The sequence below is a fragment of the Blautia sp. AM42-2 genome, assembly GCF_003480245.1.
Lineage (GTDB): Bacteria > Bacillota > Clostridia > Lachnospirales > Lachnospiraceae > Fusicatenibacter > Fusicatenibacter saccharivorans.
Window position 1 is genome coordinate 300,091 of record NZ_QUIM01000002.1, and the last position, 20,756, is coordinate 320,846.

At 46.9% G+C, this 20,756-nt stretch carries 18 protein-coding genes and 1 pseudogene; 11 read left to right on the forward strand and 8 right to left on the reverse strand.

The features are described from left to right. Window positions 1–49: 49 nt before the first annotated feature. Together DW915_RS04500 and DW915_RS04505 are read right to left on the reverse strand one after the other, a co-directional pair. Window positions 50–715: a GGDEF domain-containing protein gene (locus tag DW915_RS04500; RefSeq protein WP_243033784.1), complete on the reverse strand. Its 666-nt coding sequence runs from the start codon at window positions 713–715 to the stop codon at window positions 50–52. A 35-nt stretch (window positions 716–750) separates the two neighbouring features. Next, entirely contained in the window at window positions 751–1,500 is a 750-nt protein-coding gene (locus DW915_RS04505) for a transposase (protein ID WP_243033785.1), read from the reverse strand. 263 nt (window positions 1,501–1,763) lie between these two features. Here DW915_RS04505 and DW915_RS04510 point away from each other — a divergent pair, with 263 nt between their 5' ends. The 5 genes and pseudogenes from DW915_RS04510 to DW915_RS04525 all read left to right on the forward strand — a co-directional run bounded on the left by DW915_RS04510 (window position 1,764) and on the right by DW915_RS04525 (window position 4,795). Continuing rightward, on the forward strand, window positions 1,764–2,759 hold the full coding sequence (locus tag DW915_RS04510) for a DUF4118 domain-containing protein (protein WP_243033786.1): 996 nt from the start codon (window positions 1,764–1,766) through the stop codon (window positions 2,757–2,759). Next, the gene (locus tag DW915_RS16060) at window positions 2,707–2,940 is read left to right on the forward strand and encodes a sensor histidine kinase (protein WP_243033787.1); all 234 of its coding nucleotides are present in this window, start codon (window positions 2,707–2,709) and stop codon (window positions 2,938–2,940) included. The genes DW915_RS04510 and DW915_RS16060 overlap by 53 nt, the downstream gene beginning before the upstream one ends. Continuing rightward, window positions 2,933–3,634 carry a response regulator gene (locus DW915_RS04515; RefSeq protein ID WP_022461465.1) on the forward strand — a complete coding sequence of 234 codons (702 nt, stop codon included), beginning with the start codon at window positions 2,933–2,935 and terminating at the stop codon, window positions 3,632–3,634. Before DW915_RS16060 ends, DW915_RS04515 begins: the two co-directional genes overlap by 8 nt. An 82-nt stretch (window positions 3,635–3,716) precedes the next feature. Beyond that, a complete protein-coding gene (locus tag DW915_RS04520; protein WP_118741666.1) occupies window positions 3,717–4,475 on the forward strand; it encodes a GTP pyrophosphokinase in 759 nt (252 codons plus the stop codon). 43 nt (window positions 4,476–4,518) lie between these two features. Then, window positions 4,519–4,795, forward strand: a pseudogene (locus DW915_RS04525) (metal-sensing transcriptional repressor). 385 nt (window positions 4,796–5,180) lie between these two features. Here DW915_RS04525 and DW915_RS04535 read toward each other — a convergent pair. Further along, a complete protein-coding gene (locus DW915_RS04535) occupies window positions 5,181–6,131 on the reverse strand; it encodes a tRNA dihydrouridine synthase (RefSeq protein WP_118741667.1) in 951 nt (316 codons plus the stop codon). A 352-nt stretch (window positions 6,132–6,483) separates the two neighbouring features. On the opposite strand from DW915_RS04535, the gene DW915_RS04545 reads away from it, so the two are divergent. Continuing rightward, window positions 6,484–6,708, forward strand: a complete 225-nt coding sequence (locus DW915_RS04545; RefSeq protein ID WP_118741668.1) for a hypothetical protein — start codon at window positions 6,484–6,486, stop codon at window positions 6,706–6,708. A gap of 60 nt (window positions 6,709–6,768) precedes the next feature. Here the strand turns inward: DW915_RS04545 and bsh are convergent, their stop codons facing one another. The 4 genes from bsh to DW915_RS04565 all read right to left on the reverse strand — a co-directional run bounded on the left by bsh (window position 6,769) and on the right by DW915_RS04565 (window position 11,566). After that, window positions 6,769–7,743, reverse strand: coding sequence for a choloylglycine hydrolase (gene bsh / locus DW915_RS04550; protein ID WP_118741669.1), 975 nt, complete (start codon window positions 7,741–7,743; stop codon window positions 6,769–6,771). 285 nt (window positions 7,744–8,028) lie between these two features. Continuing rightward, window positions 8,029–9,120, reverse strand: a complete 1,092-nt coding sequence (locus DW915_RS04555; protein ID WP_158581017.1) for an EAL domain-containing protein — start codon at window positions 9,118–9,120, stop codon at window positions 8,029–8,031. Continuing rightward, a complete protein-coding gene (locus tag DW915_RS04560) occupies window positions 9,083–9,667 on the reverse strand; it encodes a hypothetical protein (RefSeq protein WP_118741671.1) in 585 nt (194 codons plus the stop codon). Before DW915_RS04560 ends, DW915_RS04555 begins: the two co-directional genes overlap by 38 nt. A gap of 363 nt (window positions 9,668–10,030) precedes the next feature. Then, on the reverse strand, window positions 10,031–11,566 hold the full coding sequence (locus tag DW915_RS04565) for an aminotransferase class I/II-fold pyridoxal phosphate-dependent enzyme (RefSeq protein ID WP_117814477.1): 1,536 nt from the start codon (window positions 11,564–11,566) through the stop codon (window positions 10,031–10,033). Window positions 11,567–11,877: 311 nt separating this feature from the next. Here DW915_RS04565 and DW915_RS04570 point away from each other — a divergent pair, with 311 nt between their 5' ends. Then, window positions 11,878–13,200 (forward strand): APC family permease, encoded by a 1,323-nt coding sequence (locus DW915_RS04570; protein WP_055265291.1) that lies wholly within the window; start codon window positions 11,878–11,880, stop codon window positions 13,198–13,200. A 22-nt stretch (window positions 13,201–13,222) separates the two neighbouring features. Further along, window positions 13,223–14,602 carry an MATE family efflux transporter gene (locus DW915_RS04575; RefSeq protein ID WP_118741673.1) on the forward strand — a complete coding sequence of 460 codons (1,380 nt, stop codon included), beginning with the start codon at window positions 13,223–13,225 and terminating at the stop codon, window positions 14,600–14,602. A gap of 77 nt (window positions 14,603–14,679) precedes the next feature. Here DW915_RS04575 and DW915_RS04580 read toward each other — a convergent pair whose 3' ends face one another. Next, window positions 14,680–15,084 (reverse strand): ACT domain-containing protein, encoded by a 405-nt coding sequence (locus tag DW915_RS04580; RefSeq protein ID WP_022461391.1) that lies wholly within the window; start codon window positions 15,082–15,084, stop codon window positions 14,680–14,682. Between the two features lie 322 nt (window positions 15,085–15,406). On the opposite strand from DW915_RS04580, the gene DW915_RS04585 reads away from it, so the two are divergent. The 3 genes from DW915_RS04585 (at window position 15,407) to glgD (ending at window position 20,651) form a co-directional block, all read left to right on the forward strand. Further along, the gene (locus tag DW915_RS04585) at window positions 15,407–18,022 is read left to right on the forward strand and encodes a glycoside hydrolase family 3 protein (protein ID WP_118741674.1); all 2,616 of its coding nucleotides are present in this window, start codon (window positions 15,407–15,409) and stop codon (window positions 18,020–18,022) included. A 284-nt stretch (window positions 18,023–18,306) separates the two neighbouring features. Next, window positions 18,307–19,515, forward strand: coding sequence for a glucose-1-phosphate adenylyltransferase (locus DW915_RS04590; protein ID WP_022461389.1), 1,209 nt, complete (start codon window positions 18,307–18,309; stop codon window positions 19,513–19,515). Beyond that, window positions 19,509–20,651, forward strand: coding sequence for a glucose-1-phosphate adenylyltransferase subunit GlgD (gene glgD / locus DW915_RS04595; protein WP_118741675.1), 1,143 nt, complete (start codon window positions 19,509–19,511; stop codon window positions 20,649–20,651). Before DW915_RS04590 ends, glgD begins: the two co-directional genes overlap by 7 nt. Window positions 20,652–20,756 lie beyond the last annotated feature (105 nt).

The following is a 20,756-nucleotide window of genomic DNA, read 5'->3' on the forward strand; positions in this document are numbered from 1 at the left end:
GAAAAAACGCCAGAACCGGCGATAAGATATTTCCGGTTCCGGCGTTTCTTTAGTCCTGGCGTCCCTGCTTGTTTTCATACATATATTTATCTGCTTTGTCAAACAGCGTGCGGAGCGTACATTCGTTGTAATCGGTGGAAAGTGCCAAGCGGTGGGAATAGCTGATGCGGAACTGGGTTCCGTAGCCGTTGAACTGTTCGACTTCGTTCTGAAGCTCTGTGAGGATTTCTGTGATGCTTTCGCGGGTTGCATCATAGATGACCGCCATAAATTCATCGCCGCCGTATCTTCCTACGAAATGCTTCGCGGGAATCGAGTTTCGCAGCAGCCGGGCAAAGTTCAGAATCAGCTGGTCGCCGATGGAGTGGCCGAGGCTGTCGTTGACGCGTTTCAGGTTGTTCATGTCAAAGACGATACAGGCGGTAGGAGTTTTGATGAATTCCACATTGTGGAACAGCTCTTCGCACTTGCTCTTGTTCGGCAGTCCCGTGTGAAGGTCGATGTAGGCTTTCTGTTCCAGCTGGCGGTTGGCATGGGAAAATTTGACTGTGGCAACCGTTTCATCTGCCATCTGGAAATACGTCTCGCTCATGTCTACCAGATCCGCCGTTCCGTTTTCTCCGGGTCTGACCTTCTGAATTTCATTTTTCAGTTTATCCCAGTAGGCAATCTGGACATCCAGTTTTTTCTGATAATCCTTGTCGGAAAGACTCACGAGATCGTAGTGGCCGTCCTCGTATTTCAGTCCGCTTAAGATATCGTCCAGGTAAGGTCTATCTCAAATCCGGAAAGATCCCAGACTTCAATACTCTTTTTTCCCTTCCTGAAGCTCCTTTTTCTCCCCTCGTCCCGCTGAAACATGCTTTCCGCATCCTGAAACAGAAGCCTTCTTTCATCTTTCAGACGGATTACCGTTTCTAAACCGCATTCTTTCAAAGTATTGATAAACGGGGCATTCAGGTACAGTGCATCCGCCACAATCACATCTGCGAAATGACCATGCCTTTTCTTTAAATGCCGGATGAGCCTTTTCGCTCCTGTCAGTTCCCCTTCATCTTTTTCTGAACCATCTCTGGGTTTCAGCATTTCCTGCCCAAAGATCACATGCGGCGATTTTCCTACCGTCATACATACCACACTTCGATGAAAGTATTCTGTCTTCCTCGTCCCGTTCTTTCGGCTCAGGCAGTCTGGACAGGACTTTTTTGTACTGCTGAATAATTCCACCCCATCAATACCTGCCGCAACATATCCGCCTATGGTTCCTTCCCGAAATACGCGGTTGCGTTTCAGAACATCAATCGTCTGCGCGTGAATTTCCTCGATTTCTTTTGGATCAATCCGGGAAAGAAGATCCCTGACTGCATCAACTTTTGGGATTTTTCCACGGATACAGTTTTTCGGTCGTTTCTCCATGCTTTCCGGCGCTGAAAAAATGGTGTGAAAACTTTCATACTGAAGCATCAGGAAAATCAGCACTGGCATAACGATATTAAACAACGGGATGGGTTTTCTTTTTCTTTCATCGGATAAACCCTTGATTTTTTGTGGAATTTTGTATACACTTTTCATATAAGTTAGCAGTTTCTTCAATGCTAATTTTTCATTAAGGACACCTTCTTTCGTATGTTTGTGGGGTAACATAATTATACAATAAAAGGTGTCCTTTTTGATTGTTTATTGCAGTAGTGGAAGAAACAAGAATCCCCCTGCTTTAGCTGTGGGGAGTGTCAAAGTCTACAATTGGAAGCGAGGTGAAGCATTTGGAAAAAGAAAAACAGAAAACAGAGAGAAAAGAACATATTCTGGTCTGTCTGTCATTTTCGCCGTCCAATGAAAAAATTATCCGGACTGCGGCACAGATGGCCCGGGCATTTGGTGCTAATTTTACAGCACTGTATGTGCAGACCGCGGAACCGGCAGAGAAAACGCCGGAGGATCAGGCAAGGCTGCAGAAGCATATCCGCCTGGCAGAACAGAGCGGGGCGGAGATTGTAACGACGCACAGCGAGGACATTGCCCTGCAGATTGCAGAATATGCGAGAATTTCCGAAGTAACGCGGATTGTCATTGGAAAAAGCATGATGGATCAGGGATTTTTTCGAAAGAGAAGGGAATGGACCGAACGGCTGACCGATCTGGTGCCGGATTTGGAAATCCATATCATTCCGGATTCCAATATCATTACCATATATCTGGTCGGCGTTATGATGACGTCCATTCTGACCAGCGGTTATACCTGCAGCGTAATCAGTTCTGTGATCAGTGTAGTGCTGTTTAACTACTTCCTGACAGAACCGCGTCTGACACTGTACGCGTACGGTTCCGGTTATCCGGTGACCTTTGCCATCATGCTGGGCATTTCCATTCTGACAGGTACGCTTGCATCAAAATTAAAAGAGAATGCAAAGCTGTCTGCGCGGGATGCGTTCCGGACGAAAATTCTTTTCAATACCAGCCAGCTTCTGCAGAAGGCAGAGGATGCGTCGGAGATTTTTGATATTACAGCGACAAAGCTTGTAAAACTGCTGGGAAGGGATCTGACGGCCGCACCGGCAGGGGCACAGGAGAGCAGAATTGTCCGCGGAACACTTTACAGCGCGCAGACAGGAGGAAAGACGGAAAAAATCTTTGACCCAAGGGAACAGGAAATCATTCAGTGGGTTCTCGACAGCCAGAAAAGAGGAGAAAAATGTCTGGATCGCGGTGGAGGACAACGGCCCCGGGATTCCAAAAGAGTCCAGAGAGCATGTGTTTGAGATGTTCTATTCCGGGAAAAATAAAGTAAGCGACAGCCGCAGAAGCCTTGGCCTTGGACTGGAACTCTGCCGTTCGATTGTAAATGCGCACGGCGGGGAGATAGCACTTTATGACTGCGATCCACAGGGCTGCTGCTTTCGGATTAACCTGCCGCTCAGTGAGGTGAATTTGAATGAATAAGACATTAATTCTGGTTGTGGAAGATGATACGCCGGTTCACAACCTGATTACTACGACGTTAAAAACACACGATTATAAGTATATTTCTGCAAAGAACGGTGCGGGTGCCATTATGGAGGCATCCACACATAATCCCGACATTGTTCTGCTCGACCTTGGCTTGCCGGATATTGATGGCGTAGAGGTGATTGAAAAGATTCGAAGCTGGTCGAATATGCCGATTATCGTAATCAGTGCAAGAAGTGAGGACAGCGATAAAATCGAGGCATTGGACGCAGGAGCGGATGATTATCTGACGAAACCGTTTTCTGTGGAGGAACTGCTGGCCCGCCTTCGAGTCACACAGCGCCGTCTGTCCCAGATGCAGGCAGAAAATGGAGTCCAGTCGGCTGTCTTTGAAAACGGCGCACTGCGGATCGAGTACGCAGCGGGGTGCGCATATCTTGACGGAGAGGAACTTCATCTGACACCAATCGAATACAAGCTGCTCTGCCTGCTGTCGCAGAATGCAGGGAAGGTGCTGACGCATACGTTTATCACACAGAAAATCTGGGGAAGCAGCTGGGAGAACGATATCGCTTCCCTCCGTGTTTTCATGGCGACGCTTCGGAAAAAGCTGGAAAAGAACGGAGAGCAGACGCAGTATATCCAGACGCATATCGGGGTTGGCTACCGGATGCTGAAGGTAGAGTAAAAGAAGAAAAAATTTGACTTTACAGGCCTAAAATGATAGCATAAAGGACAGAGAACGCAGTTTTGGGAGGACGAAAAAACGGATGATGAAAAACCTCGAAGTACTGGAGGAAATTAGAAAACAGGGAAAAAATCTGATCGAGACAAAACGGGATGAGTTTGTAAAGCAGAATCTTTTATCGGACGAGTTTATTCAGATGATGCAGAAGAACAAAAAGCCGTTCGAGCTTCTGATGTCGTATTATCAGTGCGCCATTATGGAAATCGAGACAAAGTTCCGGGTGCTGAATCAGGAATACTCGCTTTCCTATGACCAGAACCCGATCGAAGGAATCAAAACAAGGGTCAAATCGTATGAGAGCATTATGCGGAAAATCCGCGTGAAAGACATCCCGGTCACACTGGAGTCTATCGAGGAAAATATCCGCGATATCGCCGGTGTGCGCGTGATCTGTTCTTTTCCAAGCGATATTTATAAGCTGGCAGACAGTTTTCTGAAACAGGATGACATTACGCTGATTGAGCGGAAGGACTATATTCAGCATCCGAAGGAGAGCGGCTACCGCAGTCTTCATCTGATCGTTCAGGTGCCGATCTTTTTACAGGATACAAAGAAACTGGTTTACGTGGAAGTACAGTTCCGTACGATCGCGATGGATTTCTGGGCGAGTCTGGAGCACAAGATGCGCTACAAGAAAAATATTCCCGAAAATCATGTCAAATATCTGCAGGATGAACTCTACGACTGCGCAAGACAGAGCGCGGAGCTGGATAACCGTATGCAGAATATCCGGAATCTGATTGCAGAGGAAACAGAAGAGGAAGACCACTGCACTTTGTAACGCAGCCGATGCGATGACGGATTTGAAACAAGGAGGATGCAAAATGAAACAGTGTATGGATGCAGATAATCTTCACCGCCGCCTGAAAAAGATCATCGGTCAGGTGCAGGCGATCGACCGTATGGGTGGATGAGGATGTGCCGTGCGAGGATATCCTGGCGCAGATCAAGGCGGCAAAATCGGCACTTCATAAAGTAGGACAAGTTGTCCTCGAGGGCCATATCCAGCACTGCGTGCGCGACGGCATCGAGCACGGAGATGCGGATCAGACGATTGCACAGTTTACGAAGGCTGTGGAGCGGTTTGCAAATATGAAATAAAAATAAGAAGATAAGATGAAAAGAGAACTTCCGGCAGGAGCAGAAAAAAGATGCTTCGTCGGAAGTTCTTTTTGTTTTTCTGATTTTGAAAAACTCCTCTTGACAACCAATACCCCTATAGGTATACAAGGAGGAAATAGTGTGAAAAAGTTAGAGGAGTTTCTCGAGTGGGGAGGAACGAAGAAGGACATCACGCTGGCATGCGCCGACAAGAGCAAAAAGCTTTTCGTCTTCCTTGTGTAAATCGATCATGGTAAAAATCCTCCCAAAAACAAAATAGAAATAAGTCGTTGTATCCTGTTTCTATCGTACCGGATTTTGCAGAAAAGACAAGTGCGTACCTGAAAGTGACATGGTTTCCAAAAGATACTAATGGACTTCGAAATTAAAGAATCAGCTCCTGTTCCCGGAACAGTGCATCGACCGCCTCTTCATACTCGGCAAGCCGGTTCGCCTTTTTAATCTTTTTCAGATATTTCTGCGGATTGGTAAACGACATTCCAAGATAAATCCACAGTGCTTTTAATTTGAACAGCACATTTTTATCCCCGGAAATCACACGCGCATAACCGGCGCAGAGATCCTCACAGAACGCGTGCAGCAGCTCTTTATCGGGAGCAGAGGCTTCGCTACCTGCCGGATCTGCACTGCGCAGCATCCCAATCAGCCACGGATTCTGCAGTACCCCGCGTCCGAGCATCACCTTCTCCGTGTCCGGAAACTCACGGCAGAGATTCTGAAAATCATCGGGTGAGAAAATGTCACCGTTGTAGCAGAGCGAGCAGCGGCTCGTCTCATACGCTGTCCGGTAGCACTCCATGCGCGGTGTGTATTTGTAAAAATCCTTCTGAATCCGCGGATGAATGATCAGTTCCTCGAGCGGATATTTGTCGTAAAACGTAAGCAGATCCTCCCACTCGTCGGTATCCGTTGTGCCAAGCCGCGTTTTGATCGAGATGCGGCAGTCGCACGACGAAAAAATCTCATCGAGAAACGCGTCGAGCGTATTCGGCCACGCGAGCAGCCCGGAGCCGCGCCGCTTGGCGACAACCGTGCCGGACGGGCATCCGAGGTTCAGATTGACGGTATCGTAACCGTACTCCCTCAGTTCCTTTGTCAGGGACAGAAAATCCTCCGCCTGATTAGTGAGAATCTGCGGAATCACCGTCATTCCTTCGTTGTGCTCCGGGAGAATATCGTTCCGTTCGCGGGAACTCATTTTTTTATTTGTAATAAACGGCGTGAAATAACGGTCCGCCGCCGGAAAATATTTGTGGTAAGCATTCCGGTACACATATCCGGTCAGCCCTTCCATCGGGGCGAGATAAAACTGCATGATGATAAAATCCTTTCGAAAAATAGTCAGGGAACTGCAGAAAATGACTGCATTTCCCAATATCCAAAAGTGTACCACAAAATCATGGAAAACGACAGAAAAAGTTCCTACAGAAAGTGCAGTCAGACACCGAGAAGCACGGAAATAAAAAATATACTAAAATAGTGGGAAAAATAGAGAAAAAATGCAGAAAAGGTCTTGACTTTAAAGTGTACTTGAATGATACACTGATTCCAGAAGGAAACATAAGGGAGGACTTTCAAGATGGAAAAAGTAAAAAAAGTAACCCTTTCCGGCATGCTCTTTGCGATCGGCCTGATCCTGCCGTTCTTCATCGGCCAGATCCCGGCAGTTGGAAAAATGCTCCTGCCATGAACGGCTGGAAGCATACTACGATCCGAAGGTCTTCCTCACGATCGATCCGATCGAGCAGATCCAGAGAATTGAAAAGCGGAACGGGAGTGAAAAGGCGGTGGAATTTCAGAAGAAATGGATTCCGCTCGAGGAGCTGTATTTTGAAAAATGCCGCACCAGAAGCCGGTGCGACGTCTGTTTTACAATGTGTGATGAGATGTAGAAAAAATCCGATACAGAATCTTTTTTGAGGGGTCCTCAAAGATTTCTGTACCGGATTTTTCTAATTCTGCATATGAATCTGCTCGCCCGTCACCGGCGCAAAGCAGCGAAGCGTTTCGCCATCAAGATTCTCGCGGTGCATATCAACCGCAGAAATCTGATGATTGTCATACGTCGTATAATAGTAAATTCCCTGCGTCGCATTGCAGCAGGAAGTATAGAGCGTGATCTCATACTTTCCGTCCGCCACCTCGCAGCATCCTCTCTGCTGGTCAACAGAATTTAAAATATGGAAAAACTGGCTGACACTCTCCGTTTCGCTGTTTCCAGAGATCGAGTTCTGCTTTACAAACGCTACGCGTGCAAAGCGGGAAGCAGACGAGAGGTCGCCCGGCAGTCCAAGACCGCCCATGCCACGGCTGTACGTAGAAAGATCGAGTTGGTTGGAAAACGTGTTGGCCGGCTGTTTCGGTGACAGATGCAGGTAATTGTTCAGTGAGAACATCTGCATTGGAAACGGCGGATTGTTTGTCAGAACGCCGACCGGATTGTCGTAGACATGCAGACCGTCCGCCGCGGATTCCACGGTGATGGCACCCGATGCATCTGCGATGATCCAGTGAAGCTGTGCGAGCGGAAGATTCTTTTTAAAAGGTGTGCTGATGAGATTGATACGGGAGAGGGATTCTTTTGCTTCCGCAAGCGAAGCACATGTACCGAGAATCCACGGGATCAGCTCGAACTGCGCGATATTGTCTTTCTCCGGTTTCGGATCGAAATAAACGGCATTTCCTACAAAATTAAGGCCGGCGATACCAAGCCCCTTTTCATTGAACGCCTCATAATAGAGCGGGTAATCATCCATCACACACGCCATGCCGATCATTGCATAGTGATGGGAAAGGGACGGCATATGAAGAAAGGAAAACGGATAATTGCGAGGTGTAACGGTGATCTGGTCGCCATAGGAAAATTCATAATCGAGTGTGCGGCCCATATAAAAGTCGCGTGTTTGATAGGTTGCTGCTGTACACATAGAAAAACTCCTTTCGATGGACGGGTTGTCATTGCTGTAAGGTATCATAGCACAGAAGCGGAGGAACGAACAGGAGAAAAATATGAAAAAAGTATAAAAAAGGATCCTGTCAGGCAGGATCCTTCAGAGTGGAGACAAAACCCTGCTTTTGCAGGGTTTGCTATGGGTGTTTTTTGAGGGATGATTGCTCAGATACGCTCCGGATCGCTGACCGGTACCTGTTTCGAAGCAGCAGATCAGACATAGATGCTGTGATTTGAAAGGATGCTGCAGGAAGAGGTGGAATTACGCAAGATGCTTCCGGAAGTGTTCTATGACAGCAACGGATTCTGCACTGACAGGTTTCGGAACAGCGGACGGTTTTGCAAGAAAATAGCCCTGCAGGAGATCAACATCCAGTTCCAGTACCTTCAAAAGTTCAGCTGGAGTTTCCAGACCCTCGGCAATGATTTTCATGCCTCTTTGATGTGCATAGGAAACAATATTTTCTACGATCTGCTGCTTGTCCGGATCGGAGTCGATATCGCGGATGATGGAAAGATCCAACTTGATATACGCCGGTGCAAGCTCCAGAAGCATTTTTTCATTGCTGTAGCCGCTGCCGTAGTCATCCAGGGCAAATACACCGGAAAATCCCGGCATCTCACGTTTTTTCAACAGAGCTGTAAGATCCGGTGAATCCTCCTCTGTGATCTCGATGACAATCCGATCCTGAAGAAAGCTGTATTGTTCGACGTAAGCCACTGACTCATCGTGATTCATGTATTGGCTTGCAATCGAATTGACAAAGAGAAGCTCATCACCGCGTATCTGATGGGTGGAGAGGAATGTGGCATAGGATTTTGCAGAGAGAAACATAGTCAGACGTTCTATTTCATGCAGGCACTCTTCCTCGTGAGCCAGCTGCAGGATCTGATCCGGACGAGTAAGTGCCGGGAGATTTCCGCGCATCAGCGCCTCGTAGGCGTAGATACTGCCGTCCGCAGCGGAAACAATTGGCTGGAAGTAATAGGTAAACAGCTCTTCATTCAACATTTTATGGAACAGGCGGCGCATCTCGGTTTCCTTTGCGTTTTTCGTAAAAAGCTCCAGATCGAATTCGGTAATGTACCCTTTTTCTGCTTTCTTTACCTGGTACATTGCGAAATCCGCATATTTTTTCAGCGTAGACAGATCTGTACTGTTTTCCGGATACCAGGAAACTCCGCCGGAAAGGCGAAGGGGCAGTTTACGACCACTTGGCAGCTCTAGGGCTGTATTTGAAACCGCAAGGGAAAGATTCTGCAGAAGTGTTCGAATTTCTTCCTGCGATTGGTAGCCGTAGAACAGAAGATTAAATTCATCGCCGGAAATACCGGGTGGAAAGCTCGGAAACATCTTCAGATGGGAGGTTGAGCATGGAAAAAAAGTTCTTTGTGACATAGACCGTGTTGAGATCAAAACGCATCTCATAGCCACCCAGTTCAATACTTGCCATTTCCATGATACGCAGGAATTTTGTGGAGGTTGTCAGAATAATGTGGATACTGCCGTCATCGGAAAAGTCACCTTCTTCCAGATAATTGGGAAGATAAACATCTTTTTCTTTCTCTGTAAGATAAGGGGAAAGATCAACGACCTGTCCCATCTGCTCAAGCGTATAGGCGGTATCGGCGTAAGCGGAAAAAATATTTGGCATGGCAAGGGCACCAACCCTTCCTTTGGCGGCATCGAGAACATTTTTTTCAAGGTCATTGATGCTGCCCTGACTGGAGGCTTCGACCGTAATATGCTCTTTTTTTCCGATCGTTGTATTGAATTCCTCAACAAGACGTTCAAAGGAAGCTAACTGATCTCCGTTGTAATACGTCCATACGGTCAGCGTAACGGGTTTGTCGGAGGCGCGGCATCCGCCAAGAAGCGATACAGCGAGAACAGAACTCAAAAGAACGGTTGTGGCTTGATTTAAAAAAATTATAACATAAAGGAACAGGAGCCGCAATCGAAATTAAGCCGTGGAACAGAAAAGTTGTTACAGTTCACTGGTTCCCAGCGAACTGTAACATTCGCAGCCCTCATTTAAAGTTTTGCTTCGCAAAAGGAGGGCTGCTCACGCCTGAATCACTTTCTTACGCAGCGAAACAGCAAGTGTTTCACTGCTGAGTGAACAGTAACGAAAAGTTACCTGTTGTTTGCCGGGTACCGGTGAAGTGTAATGCAGCAGGAAAGAATCCGGTAAAGGAAAAAAGCTCCGCCGGAAAAAAGGTGGTATTTCCGGTGGAGCTCTGTGAAAAAAGTGATCAGAATTTTACTGATGATAATAAGAGAGGAAGTCGGTGAGCTTTCCAACCGCATCCTTTAAAACTTCAATTCGCGGCAGGTAAACAACGCGGAAGTGATCCGGCTGTCCCCAGTTGAAGCCGCCGCCGTGGACGATCAGAAGTTTTTTGTCGCGCAGCAGATCGAGAGCAAATTTTTCGTCGTTTGTGATATTGAACTTTTTCGTGTCAATTTTCGGGAACATGTAGAACGCAGCTTTTGGTTTGACTGCGGTGATACCCGGAATATCGCAGAATGCCTTGTAAACGTATTCGCGCTGCTCGTAAATCCGTCCGCCCGGAACAATGTAGTCGTTGACGCTCTGGTGGCCGCCAAGAGCGGTCTGGACAACGGACTGGGCCGGAACATTGGAGCAGAGACGCATGTTAGAAAGCATTTTGAGTCCTTCAATATAGTCCTTTGCGATAGCTTTATTTCCGCTTAAGATCATCCAGCCGATACGGAAGCCTGCGATCATGTGCGATTTGGAAAGACCACTGAAGGTGACACAGAACAGATCCGGTGCGAGGGATGCAATGGAAACATGCTCAAGACCGTCCATGACGAGCCGGTCATAAATTTCATCGGAAAAGATGATCAGCTGATGCTCTCTGGCGAGATCGACAATCTGCTGCAGTACCTCTTTCGGATAGAGTGCACCGGTCGGGTTATTCGGATTGATGATAACGATCGCTTTTGTGCGGTCGGTGATTTTTTTTCGCATATCATCGATGTCCGGATACCATTCGGACTGTTCATCGCAGATGTAGTGGACGGCTTTTCCACCGGCCAGCGTTGCGCAGGCAGTCCAGAGAGGGTAATCCGGGGATGGGATGAGGATTTCATCCCCATCATCCAGAAGAGCGGACATGCAGAGGTTGATCAGCTCACTGACGCCGTTTCCGGTGTAGATATCATCGATAGAAACATTTGGCAGTTTCTTTAACTGCGCATACTGCATGATCGCTTTTCGTGCAGAGAAGAGACCCTGGGAAGGAGAGTAACCCTCGCAGTCGGTAAGCTGATGGCTCATGTCGTAGATGACCTCATCAGGAGTACGGAAGCCAAATGGAGCCGGATTTCCAATGTTCAGTTTCAGAACCTGTGTGCCGCACGCTTCCATGCGGTTTGCTTCTTCTACGACAGGTCCGCGGACATCATATAAGACATTGTCGAGTTTCGATGATTTTTTAAATTCTCGCATAGGGGAACCTCCTGTTTTTGTCTGGGAAAGGGAAGCGGCAGATGGATCAGAAAAGGATTCTGCCGGATCGGAAACCGTATCTGCCGTATAGTTTACTGTGGAATCTTTTGCAAGCAGCCAGTCGGGATCGACCTGGAGCACATCGGCCAGAAAGTGAAGAATGTCGGAGCGCGGAACCGTTTTTCCGCTGACATACTGGCTGACATGGCTTTTTCCAAGTTTCACACCGCGCCGCTGGGCCGCTCGGATCAAATCGACCTGCTTGAACTGTTTCGCCTGCATGGCCAGTTTCAGACGGTCGGAAAAGGTTTCATTTGTCATAGAAAATCTCCTTAAAATAGAATGCAAAATAAAGAAAGTTCAAAACTGTGCTTATTGTAGCATGAGCGGGAAGAAAGTTCAATAGAAAAGCTGAAATTTATAAAAAATATTGAAAAGTTCAAAATAGAAGAAAAATAAGTTCAATTATAATATTTGTCTATTCTGTACAGGTAAAGCGTTAAACCTTGCGCATTTTGCAAATTGACAAACGATGAGATTTCGGTAGAATAAAAAAATAGGATTTTATGCATTTCTGTTGGGATCCGCCAACAGAAACGAGAGTACATTGGGAGAAAAAAGGAGGAAAATGTATGGGGGAAGGTCATAAAAAACTGAATTTTTCCGACTGTATGGGACTTGCGATCGGACAGATCATCGGTTCGGGCATCATGGTACTGACGGGAATCGTCATCGGTCTGACAGGACACGGCATTGCCGCAGCGTTTATTTTAGGTGCCGTGCTTGCCGTTATCACCTGTGTACCGTTCATCATCCTGACGTCCGCAATCCCGTCATCAGGCGCCGGCTTTACTTACATCCGACGATTGATGGGTGAAAAAGCCGGATTTATGTACATTGCGATGTTTGTCTTAAGCCAGGTTCTGATCGCAACGTACGCGAAAGGCTTTGCAAGCTATTTCTGCTCGATTTTTCCGCAGTTTGGCGAGTCGGCTGTCGCAATGGCAGCACTTGTTATCTGCACCGCCATCAATCTTATCGGACTGAAATCGAGCGCACTGGTGCAAAAGGGCATGGTTGTGCTGCTGCTTTTGAGCCTGTTCTTATTTATTGTATTCGGGTTGCCCAAAGTAAGCTGGGATGCCCTGACACCGACGGTATCCAACCTGATGCCGAACGGTCCGAAGAACTTTTTCACAGGCGTGGCACTTTTGAGTTTTGCGTGCGGAGGCGCAAAATTCGTTGCGGAGAACGGAGACGATATTGTGGAGCCGTCCCGCACAATTCCAAGGGTTATCGTGCTTTCCACGAGTATCGTTGCTGTATTCTATGTGCTGATCGGTATCGTGGCAGGCGGCGTGCTTCCGGTCGAAACGGTTGCATTTCAGAATCTGACGCTTGTCGCACAGGAGATTTTTCCAACCTGGCTGTACCTGTTTTTCGTGTTCGGTGGTGCCGTATTTGCGCTGCTTACCACTCTGAACGGAACCTTGAGCTGGGTGACAAGAGGACTGCAGGCTGCCGCAAAACAGGGCTGGCTGCCGGAAAAAACCGCGGAGGAGAATAGAAACGGTGTTCCGGCGATCCTTCTGATGGTCTTTTTCCTGATGGGCGCCATTCCGATCCTTACGGGAATGGATCTGACATTGATTTCCAACATGGGTGTCGGAACCGATATGGTGACGGAGTTTATGGTGCTGCTGGCCTGCTGGCGTCTGCCGGATATTTTCCCGGAAGAGTATCAGAAGTCTGCGTTTTGTATGAAAAAGCGGACACTTCACATTCTGCTGTTTTTCATCGGCATTCTGATGATCGGAACCTCGTATGTCAATCTGTCGGATCTTACCGTTCCAGCGGCGATCGCATGCGGCATCTATATTCTGGTGATGTTTGTTTACACGCAGGTCCGATATCCGTATGTGAAGGCAAAACAGGAAAAGAAAGAAGACAAATAAAGAAGAGAAATGGAGAAGAAACATGAGGGCAACAACAAAAGAGCAGGGCTTTTACAGCCAGATTTTTAAGCTGGTTCTGCCGATTGTGATTCAGAATCTTTTAAGCGCGGCAGTCAACTCTGCCGATGTCGTGATGCTGAACTACGTGGGACAGTCCGCTATTTCCGCGGTATCCCTGGCATCCAACTATGCAAATGTATTATTTATGGTTTATTACGGACTGGGAACAGGAGCAACACTTCTGTGTGCCCAGTACTTTGGAAAAGGCAATATGCGAGCAATTCAGACTGTCGAGGGAATCGCACTTCGATTCTCCGTCATCATCTCCGTCGTTGTGGCAGGAATTGCTTTTACCATGCCACAGATGATGATGCGTCTGTTTACAGATAATGCGGAACTGATCCGGATCGGTGCTTCGTATCTGCGCGTCATGGGTGTGACCTACCTGTGCTGGGGCATTACGGAGATCTATCTTGCGGTGCTTCGAAGCCTCGGCCGTGTGACGATCAGCATGGCAATGAATATGATGGCATTCGCACTGAACGTATTTTTCAACGCATGCTTCATTTTTGGCCTCTTCGGATTTCCGAAGCTTGGAGCAACCGGTGTTGCAATCGCAACGGCAATGTCGCGTGTCATTGAATTGATCGGTTGTGTGATTGTGTCGATTATGAGTAAGGATATCAAGCTCGATCTGCGGTACATGTTCATCCGCAACAAGCTGCTGTTTTCCGATTTTGTGAAGCTGTCACTTCCGGCGCTTGGAAATGATCTTTCCTGGGGCGTTGCATTTTCGATGTATTCTGTGATCCTGGGCCATCTGGGAAGCGATGCGGTAGCGGCAAACTCGCTCGTTGTCGTTGTAAGAAATATCGGAACCGTGCTGTGCTTTGGTGTGGCAAGTGCGGGCGGTATTCTGCTTGGAAATGTTATGGGAGAAGGAAATCTGGGAAAGGCGAAGGAATATGCATCGAAACTGCTGAAGCTGACGGTTGTTACCGGAGCTGTGGGCGGACTGGTTGTACTGGGTATCACGCCGTTTGTACTGAAGTTTGCTTCTTTAAATGAGACCGCGATGCATTATCTGAAATATATGCTGCTGATTAACACCTATTATATTATGGGGACTGCCGTCAATACAACGCTGATTGCCGGAGTATTCCGTGCCGGAGGTGACACAAAGTTCGGACTGGTCTGCGATACGATTGATATGTGGTGCTACGCGGTGCCGCTTGGATTTATTGCAGCGTTTGTCTTCAAGCTTCCTGTCCTTGTGGTTTATTTCCTGCTGTGTACAGATGAGTTTGTAAAATGGCCGTGGGTTCTGAAACGGTATAAGAGCGGACTGTGGGCAAAAAACATTACGCGGGATCATCTGTTTGAGGATGAAGAAAAAGAATAGATGATATAGAAAAAGACATCTGCAGAGGTGAAAAATCACTTCGCCAGATGTCTTTTTTCGTGCTTTTCAAACATGCTCTAGAGAACGGTATATCCCTTGCTCTTTAAGCTTGCTTCTGTCTCGTATACATCCGGTACATGAAACACCATGATCGGGCAGCCGGACTCGCGGTTGAAAGAGAGATAGATATAGTCGATGTCGATATTTGTCTCAAGCAGTGTTTTCAGAAGGGAATTTAAGTTACCCGGCTGATCAACTACCTCGACACCGAGTACATCCGTCTGGCGTGTCATGTAACCGGCAGCCTGAAGCGCCTGCTCTGCTTTATCCGGATCGGAAACGACCATGCGGACAATGCCGTACTCTGCGCTGTCATTGTTGACGGAACCTAAAATGTTGACGTCATTTTCAAACAGAATCTGTGTGATCTGCTGCATCGTGCCTTTTTTATTTTCTGCGAAAATAGAAAGTTGTTTTAACATAATTGGGGCCTCCTAAAATTGATCTCTGATTCCATTATACTGCCAAAATCAAACGCGTCAACGAATTTTGTGAAAGAAGACGAAAAAAGGTGGAAAAAGCGTATCGTTTACAGAAAAATCAATAGAATAAAAGCATCAATATAAAAAATAAAAAAAGAAATCAATGAGCGAAAAAAAGACAGAAAAGTCGGATAATAAGAGAAAATGCACAAAATACAAATAAAATATGAGAAAACGGGTGAAAAAACTTTTGCATAATGACGAAAAATGCGTTACAATAAAAGCGCTATATGTGAATTTATTATTGGGAGGTATTAGAATTATGGCAACATTTTATGCATCAAAAACAGGAGAAGTATCTGCTAGAGAAAAAGAACATTCCGCGCTGGTACGTGAACTGGCCGGTGAGTGCATGACACTTCTTGAAAACGACGGAACCCTGCCGCTTGCCGGTGCAGGAAAAGTCGCAGTTTATGGTAACGGCGTCCGCCACACGGTAAAAGGGGGTACCGGTTCCGGAGACGTTAACACAAGAACGGTTGTCACGATCGAACAGGGCTTAAAAGAGGCCGGCTTTGAAATTCTGACCGGTAAATGGCTTGACGAATATGACAAAGTGCTTGCAGATGCGCAGGCTGCATATCAGGCAGAGCTGGCAAAAAAAGCAGAGGAGCTTCACATTCCGATTTTTGCTGTCATGTTCTCGGAAGCATTTGCGCAGCCTGATGTACCTGCGATTACCGAAAAAGAGGACACTGATACCGCTATCTACGTTCTGTCAAGAAACTCCGGTGAAGGTGCAGACCGCTATAACAGAGCATGCGATTATCTGCTCGGCGAAAACGAGCTCGCTAACATTGCCTATCTGGCAGAGCATTATGAGAAGACAGTTTTAATTTTGAATATTGCGAACCTTGTAGACACCACAGAGTTAAAGAAAATCAAAGGACTAAATGCAATTCTTCTTGCAGGACAGGCCGGAAATGCAACCGGAAACATCGTTGCAGACGTTGTTCTCGGAAAGAGCATCCCATCCGGAAAGCTGACCGATACATGGGCTGCTTCCTATGAAGACTATCCGTCCTCAAAAAATTTCAGCCACAACAACGGTGACACCAACGATGAGTATTACAGCGATGGCATTTATGTCGGCTACCGTTATTTTGACACCTTCAACGTAACCCCGAACTACTGCTTCGGCTACGGCAAAGGCTATACCGATTTTGAGATGGAAGTAAAGGACGTGGAGGCAGATGATAAGAACGTTACCGTTACTGCATCCGTAAAGAACATTGGTGATACATTCGCCGGAAAAGAAGTCGTACAGGTTTACTATTCCGCACCGGATGGAACGATTGAGAAACCGTATCAGGAGCTTGGCGGCTTCGGAAAATCCGATCTGCTCTCGCCGGGTGAGTCCCAGACGATTACCATTTCCTTCCCGACGAGATCTATGGCTTCCTACGATGAGAAAAAAGCAGCATGGGTACTCGAAGCAGGAACGTATTACATCCGTGTCGGTAACAGCTCCAGAACAACGAAAGTGGCAGCAGCCCTGAATCTCAAAGAGACCGTTGTTACGGTTCAGGGAAAGAATCTCTTCCCGGCAGATGACGCTCCGCAGGAACTCTCCAAAGCAGGCGTAACACCGTACAGCTATGAAGGTGAGGCAGAAGAAAAAGCAGCTGCAAAACAGATTGAGATTTGCAGTAAATGCATCAAGACAGAGACCGTTATCTACAGTGGAACACCGGAAGCATTCCCAGTTTATGAGGGAGAGAAGCTGACTGCGGCAGATGTAAAGAGCGGAAAAGCAACATTAAAAGATCTCGTATCGCAGCTGACCGTAGAGGAGATGGCTACCGTTTGCAATGGTACGGCAGACGGCCTCGGACAGGAAGGCTTTATCGGATCTTCTTCCGATATGGCGCCTGGAGCAGCGGGAGATACGACTTCCATTCTTCTTGCGGACAGAGGTATTTACAATACGATTCTTGCAGACGGTCCGGCCGGTCTTCGTCTGATTCCGCACTTTGTCGTTGATGCAGACGGAAAGATGGTATCCTCCGGAAATCCTCTGGAAGATGCGTTTAATAAAAATGAAATCGAAGTTCCGGAAGGCGGCACGGAGTATTTCCAGTACTGCACCGCAATCCCGGTAGCAGCACTCCTTGCACAATCGTGGAACATGGATCTGATCCAGAAATGCGGTGATATCGTCGGAAAAGAGATGGAAGAATTCCACATTTCCGTATGGCTGGCGCCTGGCATGAATATTCACAGAAATCCGCTTTGCGGAAGAAATTTCGAGTACTACTCGGAAGATCCGCTGGTGGCAGGTATGTGCGCCGCAGCCGATACCAGAGGAATCCAGTCCCATGCCGGAATCGGAACCAGCATTAAGCACTTTGCAGCCAACAACCAGGAAGACAACCGTATGTACGTCAATGAGCATATCAGCGAGCGTGCAATGCGTGAAATCTATCTGAAGGGCTTTGAAATCGCAGTCAAGACAGCACAGCCGATGACAATCATGTCCTCGTATAACCTGGTAAACGGTGTACATACTGCCAACAGCCACGACCTTCTGACAGCAGCAGCAAGAGATGAGTGGGGCTTCGCAGGCTATGTCATGACCGACTGGGGAACCTCAGAGGATATGAGCGGATTGTTCGCTTACAAATATAACCTGAAATACGGACATTCCACTTCAAGAGAATGTGTTCTTGCAGGAAACGATCTGCAGATGCCTGGCCAGAAAGGAAACCGCCAGGAAATTATAGCATCTGTTGCAGACGGAACTCTGCCGCTTGGACAGCTTCAGACCTGTGCATACCGTATTCTGAATGTTGTTCTGCAGTCCCTCGCCTATGATGACTGTAAACCGTACGGTGACCAGTTCGATCTCGCGGAGGCGGTTACCGTTACAAAAGCATAAAGAATCAAAGAGTATAGAAGCAGCCCCGCAGACCTTTACCCTAAGGTTTTGCGGGGCTGCTTTTTGTATCGTCAAATGAGGCCCCCTTTTTTGATCGGATTGAGTTTCCATGTCAGGTGCTGGCAGAAAATGTAAAAAGCTCACGAAAGAACTGTAAAACTGGAGAAAAACACAGAATAAAATCGGTAAAAAAATAAAAAATAGTGAAAAATGCACAAAAAGATTGTCCCTAGAGCACATAGTGTGCTATAATGAATGCATCTATTAAAACAGGGGGATAGATTATGGCAAAAGAAATGATAGCAATGCTTCTTGCCGGAGGTCAGGGATCTCGCCTTTATGCGCTGACCGAGAAGCTTGCAAAACCGGCAGTTCCATTTGGTGGAAAATATAGAATCATCGATTTCCCGCTTTCTAACTGCGTAAATTCCGGAATTGATACCGTAGGTATTCTGACACAGTATCAGCCAATGGTGTTAAATGAGTACATAGGAAACGGCCAGCCGTGGGATCTGGACCGCCTCCATGGAGGTGTTCACGTGCTGCCTCCTTATCAGAAAGCCTCAGGTTCTGACTGGTATAAAGGAACTGCGAATGCCATCTACCAGAACATTCCATTCATCGAGAGCTACGATCCGGAGTACGTCATCATCCTTTCCGGAGACCAGATCTGCAAACAGGACTACAGTGATTTCCTACGCTTCCATAAGGAAAAGGGCGCAGAATTCAGCGTTGCGGTTATGGAAGTGCCGTGGGAGGAGGCATCCCGTTTCGGACTTATGGTGGCAGATGAAAATGACAAAATCACCGAGTTCCAGGAAAAACCAAAACAGCCGAAATCCAATCTGGCATCCATGGGTATCTACATTTTCAACTGGGATATCCTGAAAAAATATCTGATTGAGGACGAGGCAGACCCGAATTCTTCGAACGATTTCGGAAACAACATCATCCCGAATCTTTTAAAAGACGGACGCAATATGTACGCTTATCACTTCAGCGGATACTGGAAAGATGTAGGAACCATCTCCTCTTTGTGGGAGGCAAATATGGAAATCCTCGATCCGGAACACAGCGGAATTAACCTGTTTGACAATGACTGGAAGATTTACAGCCGAAACAGCGGAAAAACAGGCCATAAGATCACCGAAACCGCCGTTGTGGAAAACTGTATGATCACCGATGGCTGCCGTATTGCAGGTCATGTCAAACGTTCGATTCTGTTCTCCGGTGTAAAGGTTGCAGAGGGCGCAGAAGTAGAAGATGCCGTTATCATGGGAGGAACCGTGATCGAATCCGGAGCAGTCGTGAAACACTGTATCGTTGCGGAAAACGTTGTGATTGGCCAGAACGCCGTGGTAGGAGAAATGCCGCATGACGGTGAAAAAGGTGTTGCCACCATCGGATCCGGAATCCATATCGGTGAGCGTGCCAAAGTAGGACCAAATGCAATGGTAAATGCAAATGTAAAGGATGGTGAAGAAGAATGGTAAACGCAAATGCAGATGCACTGGGCATCATTTTCCCAAACAGCTATGATGATCAGGTACCGGATCTGGTAAACGAGCGTCTGATGGCCTCCATTCCTTTTGCCAGCCGTTACCGCATGGTGGACTTTATTTTATCCAGCATGGTAAACTGCGGAATCGGAAATGTATCCATTATCGTCCGCAAAAATTACCATTCGCTGATGGATCATCTCGGCTCCGGACGTGAGTGGGATCTTGCCAGAAAAAAAGGCGGCTTAAACATTGTTCCGCCTTATTCCGAGAAGAAAATTCAAGTGTATTCCGGAAGAGTGGAAGCACTGGCAAATGTTCTCGATTTCCTGAAATGGCAGAAAGAAAAATACGTTGTTATGGCGGACACCAACATTGCCTGCAATTTTGATTTCAAAGAGATGCTGAATCAGCATATCGAAAGCGGCGCAGATGTTACTGCTGCTTATACCAAACAGCCGATTCCGGAAGGCGTCAGAAGCTCTTACGAGAAAACCAATTATCTGCACTACACCTTCTCCATGGCAGGACAGAAGATCAGCAAGATCTTTGTAAACTCGGAGGAAAACGGAGTACAGAATGTATCGATGAATATTTACGTGATGGAGCGTCAGCTTCTGATCGACGAAATCAAAAAAGGCTTTGTCCTTGGAAATAAATTCTTTGAGCGTGATGTTCTGGCACCGCAAACGGAGAAACTGAACATTCAGGGATATGAGTTTACCGGCTATCAGGCAAGAATTGACGATATGAAGAGTTATTTCGATGAGAACATGAAGCTCTTAAAGGATGAAAATCTGGATAGCCTCTTCTTGGGAAACCCGATCTATACCAAAGTCCGCGACGACAATCCGACCCGTTATATCAACGGATCAAAAGCGAAAAACGTGATGGTAGCAGACGGCTGTGTGATCGAAGGCGAAATCGAAAACAGCATTTTGTTCCGTGGTGTCAAGGTAGCCAAGGGAGCAAAAGTAAAGAACTGCATTCTGATGCAGGATACCGTGATTGAAGCAGGCGCTCAGATTGAGTACGTTGTTTCTGATAAATACGTTACGGTATCTGAGGGAAAACAGCTCAAAGGAACCGATTCCTTCCCGGTATTTATTGCGAAGGATCAGGTGGTATAAAGAAAAGAATAGAATGAAATAGAAATACCGACTGCCAATGTAGAATATATCAATATTGATGGGCAGTCGGTATTTTTTGGAAAAATTCAGAGAAAAATAGTAGAT

What these genes read in the sequence shown, in the direction of transcription:
- DW915_RS04590 (WP_022461389.1), top strand. Translation starts at nt 18,307, where the DNA reads ATGGCAAAAGAAATGATAGCAATGCTTCTTGCCGGAGGTCAGGGATCT.
- DW915_RS04570 (WP_055265291.1), top strand. Translation starts at nt 11,878, where the DNA reads ATGGGGGAAGGTCATAAAAAACTGAATTTTTCCGACTGTATGGGACTT.
- DW915_RS04535 (WP_118741667.1), bottom strand. Translation starts at nt 6,131, where the DNA reads ATGCAGTTTTATCTCGCCCCGATGGAAGGGCTGACCGGATATGTGTAC.
- DW915_RS04515 (WP_022461465.1), top strand. Translation starts at nt 2,933, where the DNA reads ATGAATAAGACATTAATTCTGGTTGTGGAAGATGATACGCCGGTTCAC.
- bsh (WP_118741669.1), bottom strand. Translation starts at nt 7,743, where the DNA reads ATGTGTACAGCAGCAACCTATCAAACACGCGACTTTTATATGGGCCGC.
- DW915_RS04580 (WP_022461391.1), bottom strand. Translation starts at nt 15,084, where the DNA reads ATGTTAAAACAACTTTCTATTTTCGCAGAAAATAAAAAAGGCACGATG.
- DW915_RS04565 (WP_117814477.1), bottom strand. Translation starts at nt 11,566, where the DNA reads ATGACAAATGAAACCTTTTCCGACCGTCTGAAACTGGCCATGCAGGCG.
- DW915_RS04585 (WP_118741674.1), top strand. Translation starts at nt 15,407, where the DNA reads ATGGCAACATTTTATGCATCAAAAACAGGAGAAGTATCTGCTAGAGAA.
- DW915_RS04520 (WP_118741666.1), top strand. Translation starts at nt 3,717, where the DNA reads ATGATGAAAAACCTCGAAGTACTGGAGGAAATTAGAAAACAGGGAAAA.
- glgD (WP_118741675.1), top strand. Translation starts at nt 19,509, where the DNA reads ATGGTAAACGCAAATGCAGATGCACTGGGCATCATTTTCCCAAACAGC.
- DW915_RS04555 (WP_158581017.1), bottom strand. Translation starts at nt 9,120, where the DNA reads ATGTTTCCGAGCTTTCCACCCGGTATTTCCGGCGATGAATTTAATCTT.
- DW915_RS04575 (WP_118741673.1), top strand. Translation starts at nt 13,223, where the DNA reads ATGAGGGCAACAACAAAAGAGCAGGGCTTTTACAGCCAGATTTTTAAG.